The 24,524-nt window shown below is 33.1% G+C and carries 17 protein-coding genes, 1 tRNA gene, 1 other RNA gene and 3 pseudogenes; 11 read left to right on the top strand and 11 right to left on the bottom strand.

Annotated elements, in window-relative coordinates; all coding sequences use genetic code 11:
- Positions 1-56: 56 nt before the first annotated feature.
- The 4 genes from ELQ06_RS07550 to nrfH all read right to left on the bottom strand — a co-directional run bounded on the left by ELQ06_RS07550 (position 57) and on the right by nrfH (position 3,262).
- Positions 57-146: transfer RNA gene (locus tag ELQ06_RS07550), tRNA-Ser, on the bottom strand.
- Between the two features lie 63 nt (positions 147-209).
- The gene (locus ELQ06_RS07545; RefSeq protein ID WP_002855904.1) at positions 210-764 is read right to left on the bottom strand and encodes a membrane protein; all 555 of its coding nucleotides are present in this window, start codon (positions 762-764) and stop codon (positions 210-212) included.
- Between the two features lie 135 nt (positions 765-899).
- Complete coding sequence (locus ELQ06_RS07540; protein WP_052821033.1) at positions 900-2,732, bottom strand: ammonia-forming cytochrome c nitrite reductase subunit c552; 1,833 nt, start codon at positions 2,730-2,732, stop codon at positions 900-902.
- A gap of 14 nt (positions 2,733-2,746) precedes the next feature.
- The gene (gene nrfH, locus ELQ06_RS07535) at positions 2,747-3,262 is read right to left on the bottom strand and encodes a cytochrome c nitrite reductase small subunit (RefSeq protein ID WP_010891930.1); all 516 of its coding nucleotides are present in this window, start codon (positions 3,260-3,262) and stop codon (positions 2,747-2,749) included.
- Positions 3,263-3,450: 188 nt separating this feature from the next.
- Between nrfH and ELQ06_RS07530 the strand changes: the two genes are divergently transcribed.
- Positions 3,451-5,535 carry an RNA degradosome polyphosphate kinase gene (locus tag ELQ06_RS07530; RefSeq protein ID WP_052805582.1) on the top strand — a complete coding sequence of 695 codons (2,085 nt, stop codon included), beginning with the start codon at positions 3,451-3,453 and terminating at the stop codon, positions 5,533-5,535.
- 141 nt (positions 5,536-5,676) lie between these two features.
- On the opposite strand, the pseudogene ELQ06_RS09110 reads toward ELQ06_RS07530, so the two are convergent.
- A pseudogene (locus ELQ06_RS09110) lies at positions 5,677-5,808 on the bottom strand (autotransporter outer membrane beta-barrel domain-containing protein); the annotation flags it as partial.
- A 98-nt stretch (positions 5,809-5,906) separates the two neighbouring features.
- Between ELQ06_RS09110 and ELQ06_RS07525 the strand changes: the two are divergent.
- From ELQ06_RS07525 to ELQ06_RS07505, 4 genes and pseudogenes are all read left to right on the top strand, one after another.
- Entirely contained in the window at positions 5,907-6,356 is a 450-nt protein-coding gene (locus ELQ06_RS07525) for a hypothetical protein (protein ID WP_002892961.1), read from the top strand.
- Between the two features lie 225 nt (positions 6,357-6,581).
- A pseudogene (locus tag ELQ06_RS07515) lies at positions 6,582-6,701 on the top strand (TnpV protein); the annotation flags it as partial.
- A 366-nt stretch (positions 6,702-7,067) separates the two neighbouring features.
- The gene (gene tet(O), locus ELQ06_RS07510) at positions 7,068-8,987 is read left to right on the top strand and encodes a tetracycline resistance ribosomal protection protein Tet(O) (protein WP_010790859.1); all 1,920 of its coding nucleotides are present in this window, start codon (positions 7,068-7,070) and stop codon (positions 8,985-8,987) included.
- A gap of 51 nt (positions 8,988-9,038) precedes the next feature.
- A complete protein-coding gene (locus ELQ06_RS07505) occupies positions 9,039-9,212 on the top strand; it encodes a cysteine-rich KTR domain-containing protein (RefSeq protein WP_002779755.1) in 174 nt (57 codons plus the stop codon).
- Between the two features lie 627 nt (positions 9,213-9,839).
- Here the strand turns inward: ELQ06_RS07505 and capC are convergent.
- The 3 genes and pseudogenes from capC to ELQ06_RS07475 form a co-directional block, all read right to left on the bottom strand.
- A pseudogene (gene capC / locus ELQ06_RS07485) lies at positions 9,840-11,964 on the bottom strand (autotransporter adhesin CapC); the annotation flags it as partial.
- Between the two features lie 202 nt (positions 11,965-12,166).
- Positions 12,167-12,525: a transfer-messenger RNA gene (ssrA, locus tag ELQ06_RS07480) on the bottom strand.
- Positions 12,526-12,936 (bottom strand): hypothetical protein, encoded by a 411-nt coding sequence (locus tag ELQ06_RS07475; RefSeq protein ID WP_002783915.1) that lies wholly within the window; start codon positions 12,934-12,936, stop codon positions 12,526-12,528. It lies immediately after the preceding tmRNA gene.
- Positions 12,937-13,026: 90 nt separating this feature from the next.
- Between ELQ06_RS07475 and ruvB the strand changes: the two genes are divergently transcribed.
- Together ruvB and ELQ06_RS07465 are read left to right on the top strand one after the other, a co-directional pair.
- A complete protein-coding gene (gene ruvB / locus ELQ06_RS07470) occupies positions 13,027-14,034 on the top strand; it encodes a Holliday junction branch migration DNA helicase RuvB (RefSeq protein WP_002866780.1) in 1,008 nt (335 codons plus the stop codon).
- A gap of 3 nt (positions 14,035-14,037) precedes the next feature.
- Positions 14,038-15,081, top strand: a complete 1,044-nt coding sequence (locus ELQ06_RS07465) for an AI-2E family transporter (RefSeq protein ID WP_002862038.1) — start codon at positions 14,038-14,040, stop codon at positions 15,079-15,081.
- Between the two features lie 29 nt (positions 15,082-15,110).
- Here ELQ06_RS07465 and fumC read toward each other — a convergent pair whose 3' ends face one another.
- The 3 genes from fumC to ELQ06_RS07450 all read right to left on the bottom strand — a co-directional run bounded on the left by fumC (position 15,111) and on the right by ELQ06_RS07450 (position 20,786).
- Entirely contained in the window at positions 15,111-16,502 is a 1,392-nt protein-coding gene (gene fumC / locus ELQ06_RS07460) for a class II fumarate hydratase (RefSeq protein WP_002877339.1), read from the bottom strand.
- A gap of 134 nt (positions 16,503-16,636) precedes the next feature.
- Positions 16,637-18,433: a glutamine--fructose-6-phosphate transaminase (isomerizing) gene (gene glmS / locus ELQ06_RS07455; protein WP_052798040.1), complete on the bottom strand. Its 1,797-nt coding sequence runs from the start codon at positions 18,431-18,433 to the stop codon at positions 16,637-16,639.
- Between the two features lie 4 nt (positions 18,434-18,437).
- The gene (locus ELQ06_RS07450) at positions 18,438-20,786 is read right to left on the bottom strand and encodes a nucleotidyltransferase (RefSeq protein ID WP_052798039.1); all 2,349 of its coding nucleotides are present in this window, start codon (positions 20,784-20,786) and stop codon (positions 18,438-18,440) included.
- Between the two features lie 142 nt (positions 20,787-20,928).
- Between ELQ06_RS07450 and mqnE the strand changes: the two genes are divergently transcribed.
- Genes mqnE through ELQ06_RS07430 form a run of 4 tightly spaced genes read left to right on the top strand, consistent with a single transcriptional unit; the run spans position 20,929 to position 24,522 of the window.
- A complete protein-coding gene (gene mqnE / locus ELQ06_RS07445) occupies positions 20,929-21,993 on the top strand; it encodes an aminofutalosine synthase MqnE (RefSeq protein WP_002856525.1) in 1,065 nt (354 codons plus the stop codon).
- 9 nt (positions 21,994-22,002) lie between these two features.
- The gene (locus tag ELQ06_RS07440; protein WP_052798038.1) at positions 22,003-23,322 is read left to right on the top strand and encodes an NCS2 family permease; all 1,320 of its coding nucleotides are present in this window, start codon (positions 22,003-22,005) and stop codon (positions 23,320-23,322) included.
- A 13-nt stretch (positions 23,323-23,335) separates the two neighbouring features.
- Positions 23,336-23,779 carry a phosphoribosyltransferase family protein gene (locus ELQ06_RS07435; RefSeq protein ID WP_002892911.1) on the top strand — a complete coding sequence of 148 codons (444 nt, stop codon included), beginning with the start codon at positions 23,336-23,338 and terminating at the stop codon, positions 23,777-23,779.
- A gap of 44 nt (positions 23,780-23,823) precedes the next feature.
- Positions 23,824-24,522, top strand: coding sequence for a VacJ family lipoprotein (locus tag ELQ06_RS07430; protein WP_002859657.1), 699 nt, complete (start codon positions 23,824-23,826; stop codon positions 24,520-24,522).
- The last annotated feature ends 2 nt before the right edge of the window (positions 24,523-24,524 follow it).

Raw genomic sequence — 24,524 nt, 5'->3', positions numbered from 1 at the left:
CTAGTCTCTTGCTTCGATACTTAATAGAATACTTGGGATTTTCAAGAAAGTTTTAGTGGCGGACAGAGAGGGATTTGAACCCTCGAGACCCGTTAAGATCTGCACCCTTAGCAGGGGTGTGGTTTCAGCCACTCACCCATCTGTCCAATAAAGTAAAGTATAAGTATACAAAAAAATAAATAATACCTAGCTTAAAAAGCTAGGAAAAATCAAAGGCTAAGATAAGCCAAAAGCAAAGTTACAACAACCCCTACTCCAAGAACTGCAAATTGTTTACTTCTATCTTTTTTATTTGCAAACAAAGTAATCATAAGCCCTGAAATATAAAGCATAAATAAAGTAATACCAAAACCTACGCTAAGCACAGAAAAATACCAAGCACCCTTATCTTTATGAAGCATAATCATATCTCCAAGCAAAGATCTTGTTTTTAAGGTAATATTGTATTCATTAGTAGAATTTTGAGTTATATTAGCACTATAATGAGTTCCACCTATTGTTATACCTTTATCTTTGCTTTTAATTATATTTGTATTAGATGGTACTTTTAAACCATTTGTTTTTAAATACTCTATTAAAGCTTCTCTTTCTTTACCACTTTCTATAACTTTTGACAATTGATATTGCTCAACTTTTAAGCCCACATCTTGATTAATACCAAAAATATATGCTATACCCGTTAAAGCAAAAAGCAAAGCACAAGGCAAAAAGAACAAACTAAGATAGATATGAACCTGTCTAAACAATTTATTTTTATTGATCATTTTAACTCCTTTTTGATTATCAAAATTTGTGATATTTTGACAAAACAAAGTGAAGCAAAAGTGAATTTTAAATAAAAAGTTTATATTTTTTAAAACAAAGAAAAGAAAAAGCCCTATGATTATAGGGCTTAAGAATTATTTTTTATCAATCACTTGATAATTATAAGGAGCAAGCTCTTTATCATGCTCTAAAAGTTCTTTTGGAGGATTGCCATTAACATCTTTTTCATCTGCATAGTAACGCTCTCCAGCTTTATGATTATTAACATCTACTTTATAATAAAGCTCTCCTGGATTAAATTTTTGAATATCTTCAAAACCTAAATTTGAAGTTTTAAAATCTTTAATTCCATTTGCCGCTGCAATTTCTACAAGTTTAGTTTGTCCCATTCTTGCCATATCAACAGCTTGCAATAACATTCTTGAAGCTTCGCGAGGATTATGGAAACCAGTTGAGTTTTCAGCATTAACAAAATCCGCTCTCATTTGAGCTTTACGATGAAGTTCTAAAACTTCTTTTAGCTCTTCACTAATTTTTTTCGTATCAGCTTTTCCATCGCTTTGGAATTTTTCCATATTACCTAGCTCATCGCGTAGTTTTTTAGTATCCATAATCAAACTAACAATTGCGTACTCTGCAGTTCTTTGATCATGCGCAACGCTATTTTGTATGTCAAGCACTTGAGCTTTTAAATAATCTTCGCTTTGTTTATGACAAGACTTACAAGCAGAGTTAATATCTCTTAAAGGAGAGGTGATATTGTGTTGAGTAACCTTTTTAGCTCCTTCTCTAACATAAGGCATATGACAATCCACGCAACTTACCCCATTTGCAGCATGCACACCGCCACTATAAAGTTCGCTTTCTGGGTGTTGAATTTTAATAATTTGTGCCCCTGTTAATTTATGAGTAAAATCAGCTCCAAATACTCCACGAACTTTATCATAATAATCATCTAACATTTCAATTCTAAATGGTTGTCCTTTTTTCCACTCACTCCAAGGAAAAGTTAAAACTATACCATCGGTTTCAATCTCTTTAGCTTTATTACCATCTCTCCAAAACTCATACTCATCATAATTTTTCTGAGTTCCATTCCACCATTTTTTAGAACTATCATCTACAATAGTTTCACCCATTACCTTTACTTTTTCCCCAGTTGGTTTAAAATAGTATTCAACATGGCATTGAGAGCAAACTAAAGTTCTCATTTCTTCTCTTGTAGCTTTTACGCCTTGCACTGGATCTTTTTCATATCCTCTAGAAACTAAAGCATTAATAGCTGCTGGACGAGTAAGTCTTAAACTCATATCATTTGGATTGTGACAATCTGCACAAGTTACACCCATTCTTTTACCACCATGTGGGCCTGCATGTTCAGGTGAATTTTCTACTATACCATCAACGGCTGGGATATTTTTAATCATAGTCCAATAATTTGTAGAGTTAAAAGCGGTAAAATCCCCTTTAGCAACATTTTTTATAAGCCATGGAGTCCATCCACTATGACAATTCATACAAGCTGCGGGTTGGCCTTTAAAAGCAGCAAGTCCGTGAGCATTAAGAAAATCCTTGTTGTTTCTTGCTGTTTTCATTTGATCTACTTGAACCCAAAAATGCCCTCTTTCTTCATTGAAATCAAGACTAAAAGGATATCCTGCCCAAAGTATGGTTAATTGAGGAAAGCGAATCAATTTTGAATAAGCTAAATTACCACCAAATTCAGTAGCTTTAGGCTCTTCTTTTTCAACTGTTAAATACATTTTTAGTTGCTCTGGAAAAACCTTACCCCATTTTTCAAAATTTGGATCATCATCGCTAAGCAAAGAAAAATCAGCATTTGCTGCAATGGCATTTTTATTTGCTTCATCTTCTTTTTTTTGATTGATATCATTATTTAGCCATAAAACTCCCGCTATAAGTAAAACCAAAACGACAATACCTAAGCGTAAAATATTTTTTTTCATTCATCTTCTCCTTATTAAATTCCGTGTTTATGTCCAACATCTTTATGACAAGAAGCACAATTTAATGACTTGTCTGCATGTGGATTTGTTGTAGCATTGATAGCTGTTTGAGCAAAATCTGCATGACAGCGTATGCAGTTTTCTTGCACCATTTTTCTGCTTTTTTCAGTCGCGCTCAAATTTGTAGGCAACTCATCAAGTTTAAAAGTAAAAGCATAAGCATGCCCTAAACCACTTTGAGCCTTAGCTATCCATTTAGCTACAAAATTATGTGGCAAATGGCAATCTACACAAGTTGCTCTTGGTTCGCCTTTGACTTTTTGAGAGTGTGGCCCTGCCATGTATTCGTTATAAACTTCATTCATAATATGGCAGTTATTACAAGATTCACTTGCATTGCTTAAATAAGATGTGCCCTTAGCGTTATAAAAGGTATAAAACCCAACCGCAAAGAAAACAAAAAGCAAAACAAGAAAAATAGTAAAAAGATTCGAAGTTTTCTTCAAAATTTTCCTCCTTAAAATTATCATTTCTCAAAACCTTCAATGAAATAACAATGTCACAGAATTTCCCAGAAATAAATTTTTTAATTTTAACATAGATAAATTTAATATAATTTTAAAGATATATTTACTCTTAATTAACCTAAAAAAATTTAAAACTTTTATTCAATAATTTTAAAATAAATGATAAAATATAACAAAAAAAGGAAAAATTAATGCAAACAAGTCCTGATATGTTTATCAATCGCGAACTTTCTTGGCTTCGCTTTAATTCTCGTGTGTTAGACCAATGTTCTAAAAATTTACCCTTGTTAGAAAAATTAAAATTTATAGCTATATATTGCACCAATTTAGATGAATTTTATATGATACGCGTTGCAGGCTTAAAACAACTTTTTTCAGCTGGAGTTAATGCAAGCAGTAGCGATGAAATGACACCGTTGCAACAATTAAAAGCTATACGCAAATATTTACACCAAGAAAAAGAGCTTTTGGAGCGTTATTTTAATGAAATTACAAGTGAATTAGAAAAAGAAAATCTTTTCATAAAACATTATGAGAATTTAGATGAAAATTTAAAACAAAAATGTGATGAGTATTTTTTCTCCAATATTTTTCCTGTTATTGTTCCAATAGCTGTTGATGCTACTCACCCCTTTCCGCATTTAAACAACTTATCTTTTTCACTAGCGGTTAAAATTTGCGATAAAGCGCATCCTGAACTTGTAAAATTTGGAATGATTAGAATTCCGAGAGTTTTACCTCGTTTTTATGAAGTAAGTGCAAATATTTATGTTCCTATAGAAAGTATAGTCCATCAACACGCAGAAGAAATTTTTCCAGGCTATAAACTCTTAGCTTCAGCAGCATTTAGAGTGACTAGAAATGCAGATATGGTAATAGAAGAGGAAGAAGCTGATGATTTTATGATGATTTTAGAGCAAGGCTTAAAACTTCGTAGAAAAGGAGCTTTTGTAAGATTGCAAATTCAAAAAGATGCAGATGAACAAATCGTAGAATTCCTTAATACTCACATGAAAATTTTTCATAAAGATGTTTATGAATATTCTATCTTACTTAATCTCCCTAGCCTTTGGCAAATCGCAGGAAATAAAACCTTTACACATCTTTTAAGCCCACTTTACACGCCTAAAACTTTACCACCTTTTGATGAGAATTTATCTATTTTTGATGCTGTAGAAAAAGAAGATATACTCATCATACAACCTTTTGAAAGTTTTGATCCAGTTTATAAATTTATTAAAGAAGCAAGCAAAGATCCTGAAGTAATTTCCATAAGAATGACACTTTATAGAGTTGAAAAAAATTCCAATATAGTTCAAGCTTTAATTGATGCCGCAAGCGATGGAAAACAAGTAACTGTGATGGTAGAATTAAAAGCACGCTTTGATGAAGAAAACAATCTTCATTGGGCGAAAGCTTTAGAAAATGCCGGAGCTCATGTCGTTTATGGTATTACAGGTTTTAAAGTACATGCTAAGGTTTCTCAAGTCATACGCAAACAAGGAGATAAACTTAAATTTTATATGCATTTAAGCACAGGAAATTATAATGCAAGCAGTGCTAAAATCTATACCGATGTGAGTTATTTTACAAGCAAAGTAGAATTTGCAAGAGATACGACAAAATTTTTTCATATCTTATCAGGCTTTAGCAAAAACCGTCGTCTTCAAACTCTTTCAATGAGTCCAAATCAAATCAAAGAAAAAGTTTTAGAAATGATACGCATTGAAACAAGCAAGAAAAATGAAGGTGTGATTATAGCTAAAATGAATTCTCTTGTGGATAGTGATATCATACAAGCGCTTTATGAAGCAAGTAAGGAAGGGGTACAAATCGATCTTATCATACGCGGAATTTGTTGCTTAAAACCTGATGAAGAATACAGCAAAAACATACGTGTTAGAAGCATCATAGGAAAATACTTAGAACATGCTAGAGTATTTTATTTTAAACATAGTGAGCCAAATTATTTTATATCGAGTGCAGATTGGATGCCAAGAAATTTAGAGCGTCGCTTAGAACTTATGACTCCTATATATGATGAAAGAAGCAAAGCTAAATTAGCTCAATTTTTACGCTTGCAACTTAGTGATAATGTTTTAGCTTACGAGCTTAAAAACAATGGAGAGTATGAAAAAATTCCTTCTTCTGAAAAAATCATAGATTCTCAACAAACCTTAGAAGAATATGTAAGTAAAATTTATAAAACACTTAAAAAAGATACAGATCAAAGTCGTGCAACGCACTTAGCTTCCAAACTTTTCAAAGAAAACTAAAAGTTTTTAGGGTTTTTACTCTAAAGACTTATTTACTTGTTTGTTATAAAAAAGGGCTTTAAGATAAAGCCCTAGGAGATTTCCCATAGAAATAAACAATCATTTCTAAACTATAAAAAGATTTAGAAATGATTTTTAAGATTAAAATTTATATTTAAGTCCTACTTGACCACTTAAGTAAGTTTCATTTTTATTATCTACTTTACCTGCTAGTATTTGTTTAGCACCAAAGCCAAGATTCATACTGAGTTGATTTGTAAAATCTACATTACCGTGAGCGTTGGCATATCAAAAGGGACTTATATGATTGGTGGCTGCGGAAAATAAAAGAGGGAGCTTCTGTAGGGCATAGATACAGCTGCCTTTGCGTTTTGGCGTCCTATGCCGTTAAGTGCGATATTCCGGAAGATGAGCTTTTTACGGACGCTTTTTCCCTATTGCAGTTTCTTGATGATATGTCAGATGATGAGCATAACCGTTTTACTAAGCGTGATATAATGGACGCTATGCAGTTTTATCAAGAAAATTATGTCACATATAGTCGAAGTGAAGCGGAAAGAGTATCGGCTATTCCTATGCCAGCGAATAAAAGGAATTACCAAAAACAGGCTGATCACTTAGAAGAAGCAAGGGCAATTCGTGATATTCGTATGAAAAGACAGGATAGGGATTGGAGAGAGGGAAATGGTAGACCAAAAGGCAGCGGAGAAAAGTCGAAGATTGTCGAAGAATGGCAGCGTCAGCACCCGGACGGAAAGAAAGCAGACTGCATACGGGAGACAGGATTGAGCAAGCCCACAGTTTACAAGTGGTGGAAGTAGGGCATACTTGAAATGCCGAAAGGCATATGGTATAATGCCAGTAGGCGAAAATGACAGAAGTGCTCATGTGGCACAGCAAAAAGCCCCGGAGGTCGCAACTCCGGGGCTTTTCTATTCCGTTCTGGGTGGGTGGCTTAATCCCAAGGCTGGCTACCAGTTATTCTTCTCCGTCCAACCATTTGCAGATGTAGTAGGCAACTACACTTGCCAAAACACATCAACAGACAGGCACAGGGCATAACGGAACAGCTAAAGGCAGAAAACGCCTTAGAATGGACAGGATGCCTCAATAACATAAGGGCTTGTGCGAGGGAGATTGTGGAAAAGGAAATTATTTTTGCATAAACAGATGATTAGTGGCAGGGGGAAATCCTGCCGCTTTTTCTGCTTTAGTTTGTCAGCTTGACAAATAAAGGGTTAAGGAGTATAATTAGATTCAGTATTATACAAGGAGTTAATAAATATGCGGCAAGGTATTCTTAAATAAACTGTCAATTTGATAGTGGGAACAAAAAGTAGCAGTCCCGTTTCACTTTTAATATGGGGCTTAGTTTTTTGTACCCAGTTTAAGAATACTTTTATCATGTAATTTTATATGCCCGAAAACATATAAGTGTTTTGGGGCTATTGGAGTTATTTACCCAGTGATAGGAGTATTTATCACTGGGTATTTTTATGCCCTTTTTTGGGTGTTGATAGGAGAAAAATTACATGAAAATAATTAACTTAGGCATTCTGGCTCACGTTGACGCAGGAAAGACAACATTAACGGAAAGTTTATTGTATACCAGTGGTGCAATTGCAGAACTAGGGAGCGTAGATGAAGGCACAACAAGGACAGATACAATGAATTTGGAGCGTCAAAGGGGAATCACTATCCAGACAGCAGTGACATCTTTTCAGTGGGAGGATGTAAAAGTCAACATTATAGATACGCCAGGCCATATGGATTTTTTGGCGGAAGTATACCGTTCTTTATCCGTATTAGACGGAGCAGTATTATTAGTTTCTGCAAAGGATGGCATACAGGCACAGACCCGTATACTGTTTCATGCACTACAGATAATGAAGATTCCGACAATTTTTTTCATCAATAAAATTGACCAAGAGGGGATTGATTTGCCAATGGTATATCGGGAAATGAAAGCAAAGCTTTCTTCGGAAATTATAGTGAAGCAAAAGGTTGGGCAGCATCCCCATATAAATGTAACGGACAATGACGATATGGAACAGTGGGATGCGGTAATTATGGGAAACGATGAACTATTAGAGAAATATATGTCAGGGAAACCGTTTAAAATGTCAGAACTGGAACAGGAAGAAAACAGGAGATTCCAAAACGGAACGTTATTTCCCGTTTATCACGGAAGCGCTAAAAACAATCTGGGGATTCGACAGCTTATAGAAGTAATTGCCAGTAAATTTTATTCATCAACGCCTGAAGGTCAATCTGAACTATGCGGGCAGGTTTTTAAGATTGAATATTCAGAGAAAAGGCGACGTTTTGTTTATGTGCGTATATATAGCGGAACATTGCATTTGAGGGATGTTATTAGAATATCTGAAAAAGAGAAAATAAAAATCACAGAGATGTGTGTTCCGACAAACGGTGAATTATATTCATCCGATACAGCCTGCTCTGGTGATATTGTAATTTTACCAAATGATGTTTTGCAGCTAAACAGTATTTTGGGGAACGAAATACTGTTGCCGCAGAGAAAATTTATTGAAAATCCTCTCCCTATGCTCCAAACAACGATTGCAGTAAAGAAATCTGAACAGCGGGAAATATTGCTTGGGGCACTTACAGAAATTTCAGATGGCGACCCTCTTTTAAAATATTATGTGGATACTACAACGCATGAGATTATACTTTCTTTTTTGGGGAATGTGCAGATGGAAGTCATTTGTGCCATCCTTGAGGAAAAATATCATGTGGAGGCAGAAATAAAAGAGCCTACTGTTATATATATGGAAAGACCGCTTAGAAAAGCAGAATATACCATCCACATAGAAGTCCCGCCAAATCCTTTCTGGGCTTCTGTCGGGTTGTCCATAGAGCCGCTCCCTATTGGAAGCGGAGTGCAGTATGAAAGCAGAGTTTCACTTGGATATTTAAATCAATCGTTCCAAAATGCGGTTATGGAGGGGGTTCTTTATGGCTGCGAGCAGGGGCTGTATGGATGGAAAGTGACAGACTGTAAAATCTGTTTTGAATATGGATTGTATTATAGTCCTGTAAGTACCCCCGCAGACTTTCGGCTGCTTTCCCCTATCGTATTGGAGCAGGCTTTAAAAAAAGCAGGGACAGAACTATTAGAGCCATATCTCCACTTTGAAATTTATGCACCGCAGGAATATCTCTCACGGGCGTATCATGATGCTCCAAGGTATTGTGCAGATATTGTAAGTACTCAGATAAAGAATGACGAGGTCATTCTGAAAGGAGAAATCCCTGCTAGATGTATTCAAGAATACAGGAACGATTTAACTTGTTTCACAAATGGGCAGGGAGTCTGCTTGACAGAGTTAAAAGGATACCAGCCAGCTATTGGTAAATTTATTTGCCAACCCCGCCGCCCGAATAGCCGTATAGATAAGGTTCGGCATATGTTCCACAAGTTAGCTTAACAGCTTGCAAAAGTCATATAAAATGAGATTTGAAAGGATTAGAGACTAATTATGATGAAATGCGAATGGATATTGTGTCCTGTTTGTGGGAGCAAAACCCGTAATAAAATTAGGAAGGACACTGTTTTGGAGAATTATCCCCTTTATTGTCCAAAATGCAGACAAGAAAGATTGATTAAAGTTGACAACTTGAAGATAACTGTCATCAAAGAGCCAGACGCTTAAGACGCAGAGCCGATGAAATTGTGGAACAATTCACGAATCATCGGCTCTTTTTGTTTCGTATTTGAAAGAACAAACTCACCAAATAAAAAAAACGATATTCGGGTGGGTTATTTTGTTATACCCTAAATTACCCTCTGAATTTGTTTTTAAATTTGGAGGGATTTTTTTATGTCCTTTTTTCGGGCAGTTATCTATCTGCTCATACGAAGCAAAATTTATCAATACATAGCATATCAGAGAACGGCAGGAAACCAGTTAAAAAAATTTCTGCCAGTGCAACGGTACTTCTCACCTTGAAAGTAGAAGTACAATCTCCATACAATAGAATTACTATTTCCTATAACCGTAAAGGTCACAGAGCCTTTGCGGTTTTTCTTTTGTCGATTTTTGTTGGAAAGTGCCGTAGGGCTGTTTCTGATATGCGGTGTCGTTCTCCGCCTCTCCATCTGGATTTTTTACATTTCAAAAATTCAGATGGGAGGTATTTATGGTGAAATATGCACCAAGAAAGGTATATATCAGAGAAAGTGGCGGCTATGTGGAATTATCCTACACGGAGTTCTGCCGTTGCAGGGAATCCGACCAGACCTTGAAGCACAGGGGGAAGTAACGGAACGGACGGACAGCCCCTACGATAATTTGTCCGTATGTTTTTTTCTTGTTGTTAGCTTCTACACTAGTAAAGAAAGCATTATTTACAGCTAGGTTAGCTGTGTAATCATCACCACTATTGATAACAAATTGTTCTATTTTTGGAGTTACAAAAATATAAGAGTTTTCATTCATATATTTTCTAAATTCAGCACCCACTTCAACACTTACAGAATTATTTTTCATAGAATCAATATCTTTGGCAATAGCACCATTTTCTGTATGAGATGGAGTATAACTAAAATAATAATTTACTCCCGCAAAAGGTTTAATAAATAAAGTATTATCACTAAGATCAAATACACGACCTGCATTAGCACTAAGTCCTAAGAATTTACTTGTATAATCTGAGTTATATGCACCATCTACTTTGAACATTGTCTTGTTTAGTTGGAGAAACTTGAGCATAAGCTTTAAGATTAAGTTCCCATTGCGGAGCTATATTGATAGTAGAATACATACCTAATTGGAAGTTATCGCTTTTTTGTTCTAAATTATTGTCTTTGATTTTAGCATTTGCATAAGTAAAATAAGCACCCCATAAAACATTATCATTAGCTTGTTTATCTACTCCCACGGTAGCACCATACATTGCACCACTATCTCCATCGATAATGTTAGCACCACCAAAAGCATTAGCCCAAACACTATTGGTATATTCATTTACATAGCTTGGTCTCATATCACTATCTAAAGCAGCAAATTTAAGGCCATTCATTTTAGAAGCATAAGTTCCAAAAGGATTGTTTAACATTGCTACACGAGAACCTATAGAAACATCATTAGAAATATTCATAGTGGTATTAACTGCACTAGAAGCTGAATTGAAATTAGATACAGATTTACCTGTATTGTCTGTGTCTTTTTTGATTTGTAGGGCTAGTTTTACACCTTCTCTACTTGCTAAATCTGCGCCTATACTTCCTAATTGTTCTGTGATAGAACGAAGTACTAGAATAGAAGCTTTATCATTAGCACTAAGATTTAAATTTGAATTTTTATTTACTAAATCAATGTATTTTTCATCATCGATTTTGCCACCGTTTTGCATAGCTTCTTGTTGAAGTTTTTCAAGTTCAGTTTTTTGTTCTTGTAGGGCTTTTTTGGCTTGCTCATTATCTAAACCATCTATGATTCTAGTGATAGCTTCAAGATCTACTGCGATTTGATTAGTTAAATTTTTAGCCGCTGCAGTAGCACCTCCATTAATCACTAAGCATTTATCACCACCACAGTTTTTAAGGCTAAGTTTATAATCCACAAAGGCACCTCCATACTTCTTATCATCTGTAACATCAAGATAAGCAGCATAATCATCGCCATTTAGCAAGTTTTCATTTATATAAGAACTTGCAGTTTTTAAAATCAAAGCTCCTGCGTTAGTGTCTTCATTAAGTGTATCTGTTTTTATGTCTTTCGCTCTTAAAGCAATAAAATCATTTACATCTAAATTAGAATAAGATTGAGATAAAAATCCAAGACCTGCTTCTTTAAGCGTTGCTGTTCCATTGACTTTAAAAGTATCGCTTTTCATTGAAACAATAGCACTATTTGTTGTGCTAAAGTCTCCATTTACAGTTAAGCTGCCATTTACAGTATCGTTAGTATTTTCTCTGCTACCATTAAAAATTAACAAAGATGAAGCTTTATTTTTATCTATATTGCCAAGATCAAAATCTTTACCTGAACCTTCCATTGTAAAATTAGCATTAATAATTCCTGCATTAAAATAACTAAGTCCTATATCAGTAGTTTTAAAATCTTTGGCATCTACATTGAAATTTTTTACTAAAGCAGCTGTTTTGCCTTGATAATCCATTTGGTTTTTCAAAGTTAAAGAATTATTGCCTAAATCAATGTTGATTTTAGTATCTTCAGGGGCATCATCAAAAGCTGAAGTGCTGATATTAAAAGTTACATCTTGCTTGTTTTTATAATTTTCATTTTTAAAAGTAGCAACATTGTCTTTTTCATTGATATCAAAATATTTGTCTAAATCACTATCGCCATTAAAAGTAATCTCTGCTGCAAAAGCACCCGAATAAAGCAAAGTTGCTACACCTAAGCTTAGCAATATCTTGCTCGAAGCATTTTTCTTCATAAGTTTCTCCTTCAATAAATTTAAACTGAAGGAAAAATTATACCCCCCTAAAAATAAGCTTAAAAATAAAACTATAAATTTTTAATGAAAAATTATAAAACCTAATATATCAAAGCTTTAAGGGTAATAAATCGATCTTAACTTCATATAAAAAATTCTAAAAATTTGAAATAAACTTATGATTTACTTAAAATTAGCGTGATGGTGGAAGCGAGGGGAATCGAACCCCTGTCCAAAAATAATCCCACAAAGACCTCTACATGCTTAGCAAAGATGACTACTTCACCCTACTTCGCTCATCTTCCAAAACTCAAAAGCAAGGCTAAGACTTTATTTCACCTCAACGCTTGTCAAACGCAAGGCTACACTATCAAAAATGACCGAAAATTAAGCTAGATAGTATGACTTAAATTTCAGGCTCAACTGAACTTACGCAGCTTTTGCGTAAGCAGGAGCGAATTTAACGTTGTTTGCGTTTAATTTTATTTGGGCTTTTTACGCTTTGCCCAAAGCGACATGCCATCTAAGCAGACTTACTCCTGTCGAAGCCAAGTCGCTCCCTTATTTAGAAATAATATTTGGAACATTAACAATTAAAGGATTAAAAACCGCTAAAACAGAATCATCATTTTCATATGAACGACAATATTTTTCAAACTGATCACTCATCAAAAGCATCCAATCCGTAAATTCATCACTAGCAGGCCCATTAAAGCGATTTGCTTGCGCCATCATCTCTTCACAAAATACACAAAAATCAGTCACTTCTTCAAGATTTAAGCGTCTTGCTGCCCAAGCGGTATTGTGTGCTAAAGTTTCAAGCTCTTTTATGGCTTCTTTATAACGCACACTATCGCTTCCAAGCTTGATGATTAAAGGTTCAAACCTATCGCACATGGTTCTAAAAAATTGCAAAAATTTTTCTATATCGTCAATTTCATAATCTAATTCTAATTTTGTTAAAATTCCCATTTTTAAACCATAATCATTAAAGTTTAATGTAAATTCTAGCAAATTTTAGCTAAAATCTTATTTTAATTTTTCCAAAATATAAGCAAAGATATGGATAGAATAGTAGAAATAGAAAAATACTCCTTTGATGAAACTTACGAAACTTCGTTGCGTCCTTCAAATTTTGATGGTTATATAGGTCAAGAAAGCATTAAAAAAAATTTAAATGTCTTTATAGCTGCAGCTAAAAAACGCAATGAATGTTTAGATCATATACTTTTTAGCGGTCCTGCAGGACTTGGAAAAACAACACTAGCTAATATCATCTCCTATGAAATGGGTGCAAATATCAAAACAACCGCCGCTCCTATGATAGAAAAAAGCGGAGATTTAGCAGCCATTTTAACCAATCTTAGCGAAGGAGATATACTTTTTATCGATGAAATTCACCGCTTAAGCCCTGCTATCGAAGAAGTGCTTTACCCTGCAATGGAGGATTACCGCCTTGATATCATTATAGGTAGTGGCCCAGCTGCTCAAACTATAAAAATCGATTTACCAAAATTTACTCTTATAGGGGCTACAACGCGTGCAGGTATGCTTAGCAATCCTTTACGTGATCGTTTTGGTATGCAATTTAGATTAGAATTTTACAAAGATAGCGAACTTGCCCTAATCTTGCAAAAAGCAGCTTTAAAACTTAATAAAACTTGTGAAGAAAAAGCCGCACTTGAGATCGCTAAAAGAAGTCGTTCAACTCCTAGAATAGCTCTAAGGCTTTTAAAAAGAGTTAGAGATTTTGCTGATGTTAATGATGAAGAGATTATCACAGAAAAAAGAGCTAATGAGGCCTTAAATTCTTTAGGAGTTAATGAGCTTGGTTTTGATGCGATGGATTTAAGATATCTTGAACTTTTAACCGCTGCTAAGCAAAAACCTATCGGACTTGCAAGTATTGCTGCGGCTTTAAGCGAAGATGAAAATACCATAGAAGATGTAATCGAGCCTTATTTACTAGCTAATGGCTATATAGAACGCACTGCAAAAGGGCGTATAGCGAGTGCAAAAAGCTATAGTGCTTTAAAACTAAACTATGAAAAAACTTTATTTGAGGAGTAAATTTTGCAAAATGGAAAATTCTTTCTTATAAGCTTTATTTTAGTCATTTTATTTCTTTTGCTTTACCTTTTTAAAGGTTTTTTACTTGTAATTATCATAGCTAGTTTAATGGCGGTAGCTACCTCAAATATCAATGCGAAATTTTTAAATCTTACTAAAGGGCATAAATTTTTAGCTTCCATTCTTACAACAACTTGTATGGTTTTGCTTTTCTTTGCACCTTTTGTTTATGCTATGATAGAACTTGCCAAAGCTTTAAAAAATTTTGATATTAATTTAGTCACACAAACACTTGATTATGTCAAAAACTATCAATTTACTTTGCCTGAAAGCTTTAATTTTTTAGAACCTAAAATCAAAGAATTTTTAGCTTCTATAGATTTAAATAGCATTTCTAAACAAATTCTAAGTTATGCTTCAAGTTTTACAAAATCAGGAGCTAAATTTCTTATAGATATGGTTTTAATTTGTGTGTTTTATTTCTTTGCAAATCTATATGGAACAGAACTTGTTATCTATCTTAAATCCATCATTCCCATTGATAAAAAAGAACTCGATGATGTTTTAAGCGAAGTGGGTAATGTTATGGCTGTTGTGCTTTACTCTATGGTAATTGTAGCAATATTTCAAGGTGCACTTTTTGGTTTAATCACAATGTTTTATGGTTATGATGGAATTTTAATGGGAGTAATTTTTGCTGTAAGTTCTCTCATACCTGCTATAGGAGGAGCTTTAATTTATGTGCCTGTAAGTCTTTATGAATTTGCCTCAAACAATCTTAACTCAGCTCTTGTTATTTTTATTTATTCTGTAATTGTAATTTCTTTTATAGCAGATACTTTAATCAAACCTTTAATTATCAAATGGATCAACAAAAAACTTGTAAAAACCCCTACCAAAATCAACGAACTTTTAATTTTCTTGGCTATGATAGCAGGAATTTCAACCTTTGGTTTTTGGGGTATTATACTAGGTCCTGCGATTTTAACCTTTTTTGTATCAACTTTAAGAATGTATGTGATTTTAAAAGATAAGAATTTAATTTAACTTGCCTTAAAAAAGGCAAGTTTTATGTTCTAGGCTTTTGGGCCTATCATTTTAGTAGGATCAACAAATTTATTGAAATCTTCTTCGCCAACCAAACCAAGCTCCATTGCGCTTTCTTTTAAAGAAATACCTTTTTTATGAGCATTTTTGGCTACTTTAGCAGCGTTTTCATAACCTATGTGTGGATTTAGAGCAGTAACTAGCATTAAAGAATTATGAAGATTATGATCGATTTTTGCACGATTTGGTTCTATACCTACAGCACAATGGATATTGAATGAATGCATAGAATCAGCCAACAAATCAAGACTTTGCAAGAAATTATAAATAATCACAGGCTTAAACACATTAAGTTCAAAATTTCCTTGACTTGCTGCAAATCCGATAGCTGCATCATTTCCCATCACTTGTACAGCAACCATAGTAACAGCTTCGCACTGGGTAGGATTTACCTTACCTGGCATAATCGAACTTCCTGGCTCATTTTCAGGGATGATAAGCTCACCAAGACCACATCTTGGGCCTGAAGCTAACCATCTTATATCATTTGCAATTTTCATTAAATTTGCAGCCAAACCTTTCATAGCTCCATGAGTAAAATTAATCGCATCATGACTTGTTAAAGCATGAAATTTATTTGGACTTGAAACAAATTTCGTACCTATAAGTTGAGTTAGCTCTTCACTTACTTTTTGGCTTAATTCTGGATGTGCATTAAGCCCTGTTCCTACTGCAGTTCCTCCTATGGCAAGTTCTCTTAAAGTTGGTAAAGAAGCGATGATTTGCTCTTTTGAATGCAAAAGCATAGAAAGATATCCACTAAATTCTTGTGCTAGAGTAAGTGGCGTAGCATCTTGTAAATGCGTGCGTCCTATCTTGATAATACCATCAAATTCTTTTACTTTTTTTTCAAAAGTTGCAATAAGCTCATCAAGCGCAGGGATAAGCTTTTTCTCTACTTGCTCAACCGCAACGATACTCATAGCAGTTGGAAAAGTATCATTTGAACTTTGACTCATATTAACATGATCATTTGGATGTACAAGCTTTTCTTTGCGAAAATCTCCGCCCATGATTTCAGTGGCACGATTTGCAATAACTTCATTCATATTCATATTACTTTGTGTGCCTGAACCTGTTTGCCAAATCGCAAGTGGAAAATTATCATCAAATTTACCTGCGATAATCTCATCGCAAGCTTGAACTATAGCATTTTTCTTAGCATCATCAAGTTTGCCAAGTTTGTTATTGACTAAAGCTAAAGATTTTTTAAGATTTGCAAAAGCATAGATTAAAACCTTTGGCATTTTCTCACAACCGATTTTGAAATTTTCAAAACTTCTTTCAGTTTGAGCTCCCCAATATTTGTCATTTGGGACCTTAACTTCACCCATAGTATCGTGTTCAACTCTATATTCCATAGTGTTTCCTTTCTAGAAATATTGTTAGAATTATTTAAACAAAAATAAGCATAAAGTTAGCTTATAATTTAAAATTTATTTATATTTTTTTGAAGTATTTGAAAGTTATGTGCAGTTTATTTAAACTGCACGGATTATTCGACTGTTACGCTTTTAGCCAAATTTCTTGGCATATCCACATCATTACCAAGTCTTATGGAAATTTCCATCGCCAAAAGTTGAGTAATGATCATCATTTCAAAAAATTCACACATATAATGATCTTGCTCATTGGTTTTTATAAAATCATCACTTAAATCAAATTCTAAAGGTGAAATGCTAAGCACTGTAGAATCCCTAGCAATAAGCTCTTCAACATTTGATTTTGTTTTTTCATAAAGCATGTGCTTTGGCATTAAAGCTATAGTATAAAGCTTAGAATCAGCCAAAGCAATAGGGCCATGTTTCATCTCTCCTGCAGGATAACCCTCAGCGTGAAGATAAGATAATTCTTTAAGTTTCAAAGCTCCTTCTAAAGCCAAAGGATAAAACACATCTCTGCCTATAAAGAAAAAGCCATGTCCATCTAAATAACGCTTAGATAAACGATGAATTTTTTCATGTAAAGCCTGTTTTACACTCACGCAATTTGGAGTATGCAAAAGTGCTTTAATTTCAGCAGAAACATTTAAATTTCTTTTTTGTGCCATAAAAATAGCAAGCATCCAAAGTGTTAAAACCTGAGTGGCAAAAGCTTTAGTTGAAGCAACTCCTTTTTCTATACCCGCACGAGTTAAAAGACTTAGGTGTGCTAAACGCACTATATTAGAATTATCCACATTACAAATTGCAAAAGTCTTAGCGCCCTGCTCTTTTGCAATCTTTAAAGCCTCTAAAGTGTCTGCTGTTTCTCCACTTTGAGAAATAACGATAAATAAAGAATCTTTTTTTATAATTGCTTCACGGTAGCGAAATTCACTTGCAATTTCTACTTTAGCTTTAACTTTAGCAATTCTTTCAAACAAATAAGCACTTGCCATTGCAGCATGATAGCTTGTTCCACAAGCACAAAGCGTGATTTCATCTACTTGACTTAAATCTTCATTGTTTAACTCATCAAAAACGACTTCATCGCCTTGAATACGCCCCATTAAAACTTCACTCATCACGCGACTTTGTTCATAAATTTCTTTTTCCATAAAAAAGCGAAAGCCATCTTTTTTTGCATAAGCCTTATCGCCTGAAAGCTTAGAAAAACAAAGTGATTTTAAAACATCATTTTCATAAACAACAAGCTCATCTTTACTCGCGTATCCCAAGCTTAAATCTTCAAGATACATTACCTCATCACAACTTCCTATCAAAGGCGCATCACCTGAAGAAAAATACCATTCTTTATTTGCATTTTTACCGATAATCAAAGGAGCAGCATTTTTTGCAAAATACACATGTTTGGGATCTTTTTTTGTTACTAACAAAGTAGCAAAAGCACCGCGAAGTTCTTTGATGGTTTTTTGCCAAGCTTCAAAAACTCCCAAATTTCTTGCATAAAATTCAAAAAGCTGGACAATAACTTCTGTATCGGTTTGACTTAAAAAACTCACGCCTTCTTTTTCAAGTTTGTCTTTGATTTCTTTATAATTTTCTATAATACCATTGTGAATCACACAAGAATACTGTCCTAAATGAGGATGTGCGTTGATTTCAGTAGGCTTACCATGAGTTGCCCATCTTGTATGACCTATAGCAAAACCATAACCTTGACTTTCAAAATCCGTGCATTTATTCGCCAAATTTTCAAGCTTTCCTACAGCTTTAAAAAAACTAAGCTCTCCTTCTTGCATCACTGCCATACCCGCACTATCATAGCCACGATATTCTAATTCTTTAAGTCCATTTAGTATAATTTGTTTTTTTTCATTATTTCCTATATAGCCTACGATTCCACACATTTTGTTACTCACTTATTAATAAATTAACTAACTTTTGCTCGCTATGTTCTAATTTTTCATTCTTTTGAAAAATAAAAATATTACGCGTTCTTTGTCTTATGGTTTGAATTTTTGCTGCACATAAAACAAGTTCAAGTTCATTAAAAACATTCATCAAATACGCCATTAAACCCTGCTGATCTTTGGTATTAAGACCTAATTTGGCATACATTTTAGAATAGTTTAAGTCTAATTTTAACTCATCTTTTTTAATGATTGGCTTTTTAATTTTTTTCAAATTAAAACCAGAAAGATTTGAATTTAAAAGCTCGCAAAGTTTTAGTTTTTGCTCATCACTGATAATATTATCATATTCAAATCTTAAATAAATTTTATTATCAAAAAGTTCAAAAAAGTTCATGAAAATAAGATTTAAATTTGTTAAAGAACTTAAAATAATGGCAATATTAAAATGAAGTGGTGCAACAATTTGCAAACTAAGATTTGTTTCATTACTAAACCAAAATTTAAAATCATTTTCTTTGGCTAATTTAGAAATCATAACAATATCTTCAAAAGTATTTTTTATAATAAAAAGATTTGATTTGATATGTATGATTTTATCTTGCAAAATTTCATCTTGCTCTAAAAAAATCTTACTTCTTTTAAGTGTTAATTCTTTTTTTACTCTTCTTGCGCTTTCTTCAAGTAGATTTTCATCTTCAAAACCTTGTTTTGCATTTTCTAAAAGTTTATCAAGAACTCTAAAATAAAAAGCATTATAATTTAAAGCCTTAGCCTTTAGCCAAGTTAAAGTGTATAAAAGCTCTAAATTTTCTAAATTTTCTAGCTTAGAAACCAAGCTACTTACAACAATAGGATTGTATATATCTTCTTTTTCTACAAGATCTTTTAAGGCATTATTGTTTTTAAATATCTTAAGACCCCATTCTAAAATTTCATTCTTTAAATCAAATTTAGAGCAATACGCTCTATATATGCCTGCTAAAGAAATTTCATTTTCACTTTCTATAGCGCTTAAAAGTATCACAAGCTTTAAAATCATTTTTTCATCGGTTTTAAGTTTTTGGAGTATCTCAAGCTCATCTTCATATTTTTCAAATTCACTTAACATAAGAAAAACTTGCTCATCAAAACTATAATTTCCTTCTTCATCGCTTAAAAAACGAACTGTCCAAAAAGGCTTACATAAATCTTTTAAAATTCCACTATCAAGCAAAAGTTTTAAAACACAAAAACTATGCCTTTTATAAAAAATTTTCTCAAAAAGTATTAAAGCTTTTTCTATATCTTTTTTACCGTATTTCAATCTTCTTAGGGCAAAAACCAAGTTAAGATCGAAAATAACATGTTTATCTTCAAGTTTTAATAAGTATTCTAAAACTTCCACAAGAGTTTTAAATTTATATTCTTGTTTAAGAGTATGATTTAATCCATCTTGAATTTGCTTTGCTAAAAAGTGTGTATAAAAACCTATAGTATGCATACTTTGCAAAGCCTTTTGAACCAACAACTCATTTGCTCCAAAATGTTTTTTAGCTTTTTTATACATTAATTCACTCAAATCATGAACATTAATAAGTAAAAATTCATCCTCATCTTTAGCACTTAATAAATTCATCGCTGATTTTAAAGAAAGTAAAAAATCTCCAGCTAAACGCAACTCGCTTAAATTTTTTTCATCTATAAAATTTAAAGCATAATTTTTTGGAGAAGTCTTAAAAAGAACAAGCAAACTCTCTAAGGATCTTAAATGATTTAATCCGCCAAAATCTTTTAAGATATTAAATTCTTGCTTTATAAATGGAATGTCAAATTCTTTAAAATTTTCTAGTAAAAGCTTGGCAAAATCATTTTTATTTTCTTTTATAATACTCTCAAATTTTATCTTAATCCCTTTAAATAAAATCCTAGAACCACATATGAAACGAGTTTGTATTATAGAAGTCTTAAGCTCATTGCTAGCATTATAAAGTCCATTAAATTCTAAGATAACCGAATCAATTTGCAAATGCGCATCATTTAAAATTTCGATAAAAGCCTTAATTATAGGTTTTAAATGAAAAGCCTTAATATCTTTATAAACAAAAATCAAAGAAATACTTTCATTAAAACAAAGACTATTATTTGCATATGCTTTGCTTGCTAAAACACAAAAAGGGATATTATCACTTGGAGGTGAAAAATCATCAAAATAATCTTTAAGAACTATATCATAAGCTTTTTTTATGAAATTATCCATATTTTTAGAATGATATAAGCTAAATGCCCCTTGCTTAAGAAAAAATTTTCTACAACTTTGGGTATAGGAACTAAGATTTTTTTTAAAAATTTCTAATTCTTTATTTAACAAAATTTCTACTCTCTTTAAATTTTAATATTTTAATAATAATCTTAACAAAAATATCTTTTATTTTGGCTTTTTCTATAAACTCTTTTTCAGTAAGCAAAAATTATAATGCTTTATTTAAAAACAGTAAAAGAGTAAAATTAAAATGAAAAATTTAATCACCAAACTAGAAAATGAAGAAAGATTAAACCAAGAAGAAGCCAACGCACTTTGGGATCTAGATCTTTTTACCTTAGGTAAATACGCTCACAAAAAACGCACTAAACTTCATGGAAAAAAAGTCTATTTTAATATCAATCGCCATATCAACCCAACTAATATCTGTGCAGATACCTGTAAATTTTGCGCCTTTTCAGCACACCGAAAAAATCCTAATCCTTATTTGATGACTCATGAAGAAATCATGAAAATTGTTGATGAAACCGTAAAACGAGAAACCAAAGAAGTACATATCGTTTCAGCTCACAACAAAGATACAACTTGGCAATGGTATTTAGAAATTTTTAAAATGATAAAAGAAAAATATCCTAATCTTCATGTAAAAGCTATGACTGCTGCTGAGATTGATTTTTTACATCGTCGTTTTAAAATGAGTTATGAAGAAGTGATAGAAAAAATGCTTGAATACGGCGTTGATTCCATGCCAGGCGGTGGAGCTGAAATTTTTGATGAAGAAGTGCGTAAGAAAATTTGTCATGGAAAAGTTAGCAGTGAAAATTGGCTTAAAATTCATAAACTTTGGCATGAAAAAAGCAAGCAAAGTAATGCTACCATGCTTTTTGGACATATAGAAGAAAGACATCACAGGATCGATCATATGTTAAGACTGCGCGATCTTCAAGATCAAACTGGTGGATTTAATGCTTTTATCCCTCTAGTTTGGCAAAGGGATAATAGCTTTATACAAACTGATAAAATCATGGATAGTGAAGAAATTTTAAAAACCATTGCCATTTCTCGTTTAGTGCTTGATAATATTAAAAATATCAAAGCTTACTGGGCAACAATGACTTTAAATTTAGCCATGGTAGCACAAGAATTTGGAGCTAATGATTTAGACGGCACTATAGAAAAAGAAAGCATACAAAGTGCAGGTGGTGCAAAGTCCGCCAAAGGCACAAGTTTAAAAACTTTTATCGATATGATAAAAACTTCAAATCTTATTCCTGTAGAACGCGATAGTTTATACAATGAGCTAAAAACCTACTAAGGAGAAAAAATGAGCTTTTTTAAACTCAAAGAAAACAATACGAGTTTTAAAACCGAAGTTATAGCAGGGCTTACTACTTTTTTGGCTATGGTTTACATTATCCCCGTAAATTCTAGCATAGTAGGAAATACAGGAATGCCCATAGAAGCTTTAATCACCGCAACAGCTTTAATCACCATAGTTGCAAGTGCTTTTAATGCTTTTTTTGCCAATACTCCTGTAGCTATGAGTGTAGGAATGGGTTTAAATGCTTATTTTACCTTTGCGGTTTGTTTAGGTCAAAACATAGCTTGGCAAAGTGCCTTGGGAGCTGTTTTTATTTCAAGTATTATTTTTCTCATACTTTCTTTTACGCATTTTCGCCTTTGGGTAATCCGCAATATCCCAAAAGATTTACGCCTTGCAATTTGTGCGGGCATAGGTTGTTTTATTGCATTTTTAGGCTTAAGTCAAATGGGTGTGATCATGCATAATAAAGATACTTTAGTCAGCATAGGAAATTTCAAAAGTCCTCATGTGCTTTTTGGAATTTTCACTCTAGCTTTAATCATCTTTTTTTGGGCTATAAAACTTCGCGGAGCTTTTATTTTGGGAGTATTAGCAAGCTCCATTATTGCTTGGATTTTCCATTTAGACAATGCAAGTTCTCCTGTGCAAATCTTTTCTTTGCCAAATTTTAGCATGGAAAATGGTTTAGGAGCCATCTTTTTACAACTTGATATCAAAAGTGCCTTAAATATTACTATGATACCTATAATTCTTACTTTTTTTATCACTCAACTTTTTGATAGCATAGGAACTATCACAGGTGTGGGTGAAAGAGGAAAGATTTTTGATGATCCTAAAAATGGAGAAAAAAAACTAAGCAAAACCTTAATGGCAGATGCAACAGGATCAGCCTTAGGAGCTATGACAGGCACTTCTACAGTTACAGCCTTTGTTGAAAGCACTACAGGGGTTGAAAGCGGAGGAAGAACTGGGCTTACAGCTTTAGTTGTAGCTATTTGTTTTGCTTTTACACTTTTTTTACTGCCACTTTTTAAAGCCATTCCTGCAAACGCAATATACCCCGTACTTGTAATGGTTGGAATTTTAATGTTTATGGAAGTTAAAAATATAGATTTTAAAGATAGTGCTATAGCTGTAGCAAGCTTTTTTACTATTATCATGATGCCTTTTACTTACTCCATCACCACAGGTTTTGCTTTTGGTTTTCTTTCTTATTTACTTGTACGAATTTTTAAACGCGAATGGGATAAAATCAATCTTGGCATTATAGTTTTAAGTTTATTATCTTTGGGTAATTTTTTACTTATGGCACTACAATAAATAAGGATATATAATGATATTTTACTCCTATGAAGAATTTAAAGAAGATGTAAAAATTCTTGCTAAAGAAATTAAAAAAGATTTTAACCCTGATGCACTTTTAGCTATAGCAAGAGGGGGGATGAGTTTAGGACACTCTTTAGCAGTGGCTTTAAAAACGCGTCAACTTTTTGCTTTAAACTCAATTCATTACGATGATACGAAAAAACTTGATACTATTGAAATTTTTAACATTCCTGATTTAAGCAAGCACAAAAAAATTCTACTCATTGATGATATAGTAGATAGTGGAGAAAGTTTAGCAGAAATAAAAAAAGTTTTGCTTGAAAAATTTCCTCATATTGAGCTTAAAATTACAACCATTTTTTACAAAAAAACCGCTCTTTTAGAGCCTGATTTTAAAGTAAAAGAAGCTACTGAATGGGTGGATTTTTACTGGGATATAAACCTTGATTAAAAATTTGCTATAATTTTACTTTTATAATTTTTAGGAGTTTTTGCTTGAGAATAAAATTTATATCTTTTATTTTAATTTTTTTTGCTATTTTTGCTTTTGCTAAAGAACAAAATTTAGATGATTTCGAACAAGAATACCAAAACTATCAAGTAAACGATCCACTTTCAGGATATAACAAAGCTATGACAAGTTTTAATGTGGCTTTGTATGATTATGGTTTGCGTCCCGTTCTTAAAGGCTATAACACTATCACTCCTGAATTTATAAGATTAGGGGTAAGAAATTTCTTTGATAATTTACTTGCTCCTTTGCGTTTTGTAGGCAATATTTTACAGTTTAAATTTGAAGAAGCGGGAGAAGAATTTAAAAGATTTACCGCCAATACCATTATGGGCTTTGGTGGACTTATGGATGTGGCATCAAAAATGGGTCTTAAAAAACATCCCGCGGACTTAGGAACCGTTTTGGCTCACTGGGGTGTAGGAAGCGGTTTTCATATTGTCTTGCCTATACTCGGCCCTAGTAATCTTAGAGATACTCTTGCTTTACCTGCAACTTGGTATGCAAGTTTTACTGCTTACATTGATCCTACTTGGGCAAGTATAGCTATAAGTGCTTATGGATTTGGTAATGAACTTAGTTTTAGACTTGATGAAATTGATGAAATTTATCACAACACGCCTAATTTATATCCATTCTTGCGTGATGCTTACGAGCAAAGACGCAATGAACTTAGCAAATAAAG

Origin of the sequence: Campylobacter sp. CH246 (assembly GCF_004378835.1) — a bacterium.
In the GTDB taxonomy this organism is placed as follows: domain Bacteria; phylum Campylobacterota; class Campylobacteria; order Campylobacterales; family Campylobacteraceae; genus Campylobacter_D; species Campylobacter_D jejuni.
Note: the sequence above shows the minus strand (reverse complement) of the source record. Positions and strands in the feature narration are given on the sequence as shown.

Bases quoted from the DNA above. Each gene is read 5' to 3' on its own strand.
- ELQ06_RS07545 (WP_002855904.1), bottom strand. From the start codon at position 764: ATGATCAATAAAAATAAATTGTTTAGACAGGTTCATATCTATCTTAGT.
- ELQ06_RS07540 (WP_052821033.1), bottom strand. From the start codon at position 2,732: ATGAAAAAAAATATTTTACGCTTAGGTATTGTCGTTTTGGTTTTACTT.
- nrfH (WP_010891930.1), bottom strand. From the start codon at position 3,262: ATGATAATTTTAAGGAGGAAAATTTTGAAGAAAACTTCGAATCTTTTT.
- ELQ06_RS07530 (WP_052805582.1), top strand. From the start codon at position 3,451: ATGCAAACAAGTCCTGATATGTTTATCAATCGCGAACTTTCTTGGCTT.
- ELQ06_RS07505 (WP_002779755.1), top strand. From the start codon at position 9,039: ATGATGAAATGCGAATGGATATTGTGTCCTGTTTGTGGGAGCAAAACC.
- ELQ06_RS07475 (WP_002783915.1), bottom strand. From the start codon at position 12,936: ATGGGAATTTTAACAAAATTAGAATTAGATTATGAAATTGACGATATA.
- ruvB (WP_002866780.1), top strand. From the start codon at position 13,027: ATGGATAGAATAGTAGAAATAGAAAAATACTCCTTTGATGAAACTTAC.
- fumC (WP_002877339.1), bottom strand. From the start codon at position 16,502: ATGGAATATAGAGTTGAACACGATACTATGGGTGAAGTTAAGGTCCCA.
- glmS (WP_052798040.1), bottom strand. From the start codon at position 18,433: ATGTGTGGAATCGTAGGCTATATAGGAAATAATGAAAAAAAACAAATT.
- mqnE (WP_002856525.1), top strand. From the start codon at position 20,929: ATGAAAAATTTAATCACCAAACTAGAAAATGAAGAAAGATTAAACCAA.
- ELQ06_RS07440 (WP_052798038.1), top strand. From the start codon at position 22,003: ATGAGCTTTTTTAAACTCAAAGAAAACAATACGAGTTTTAAAACCGAA.
- ELQ06_RS07435 (WP_002892911.1), top strand. From the start codon at position 23,336: ATGATATTTTACTCCTATGAAGAATTTAAAGAAGATGTAAAAATTCTT.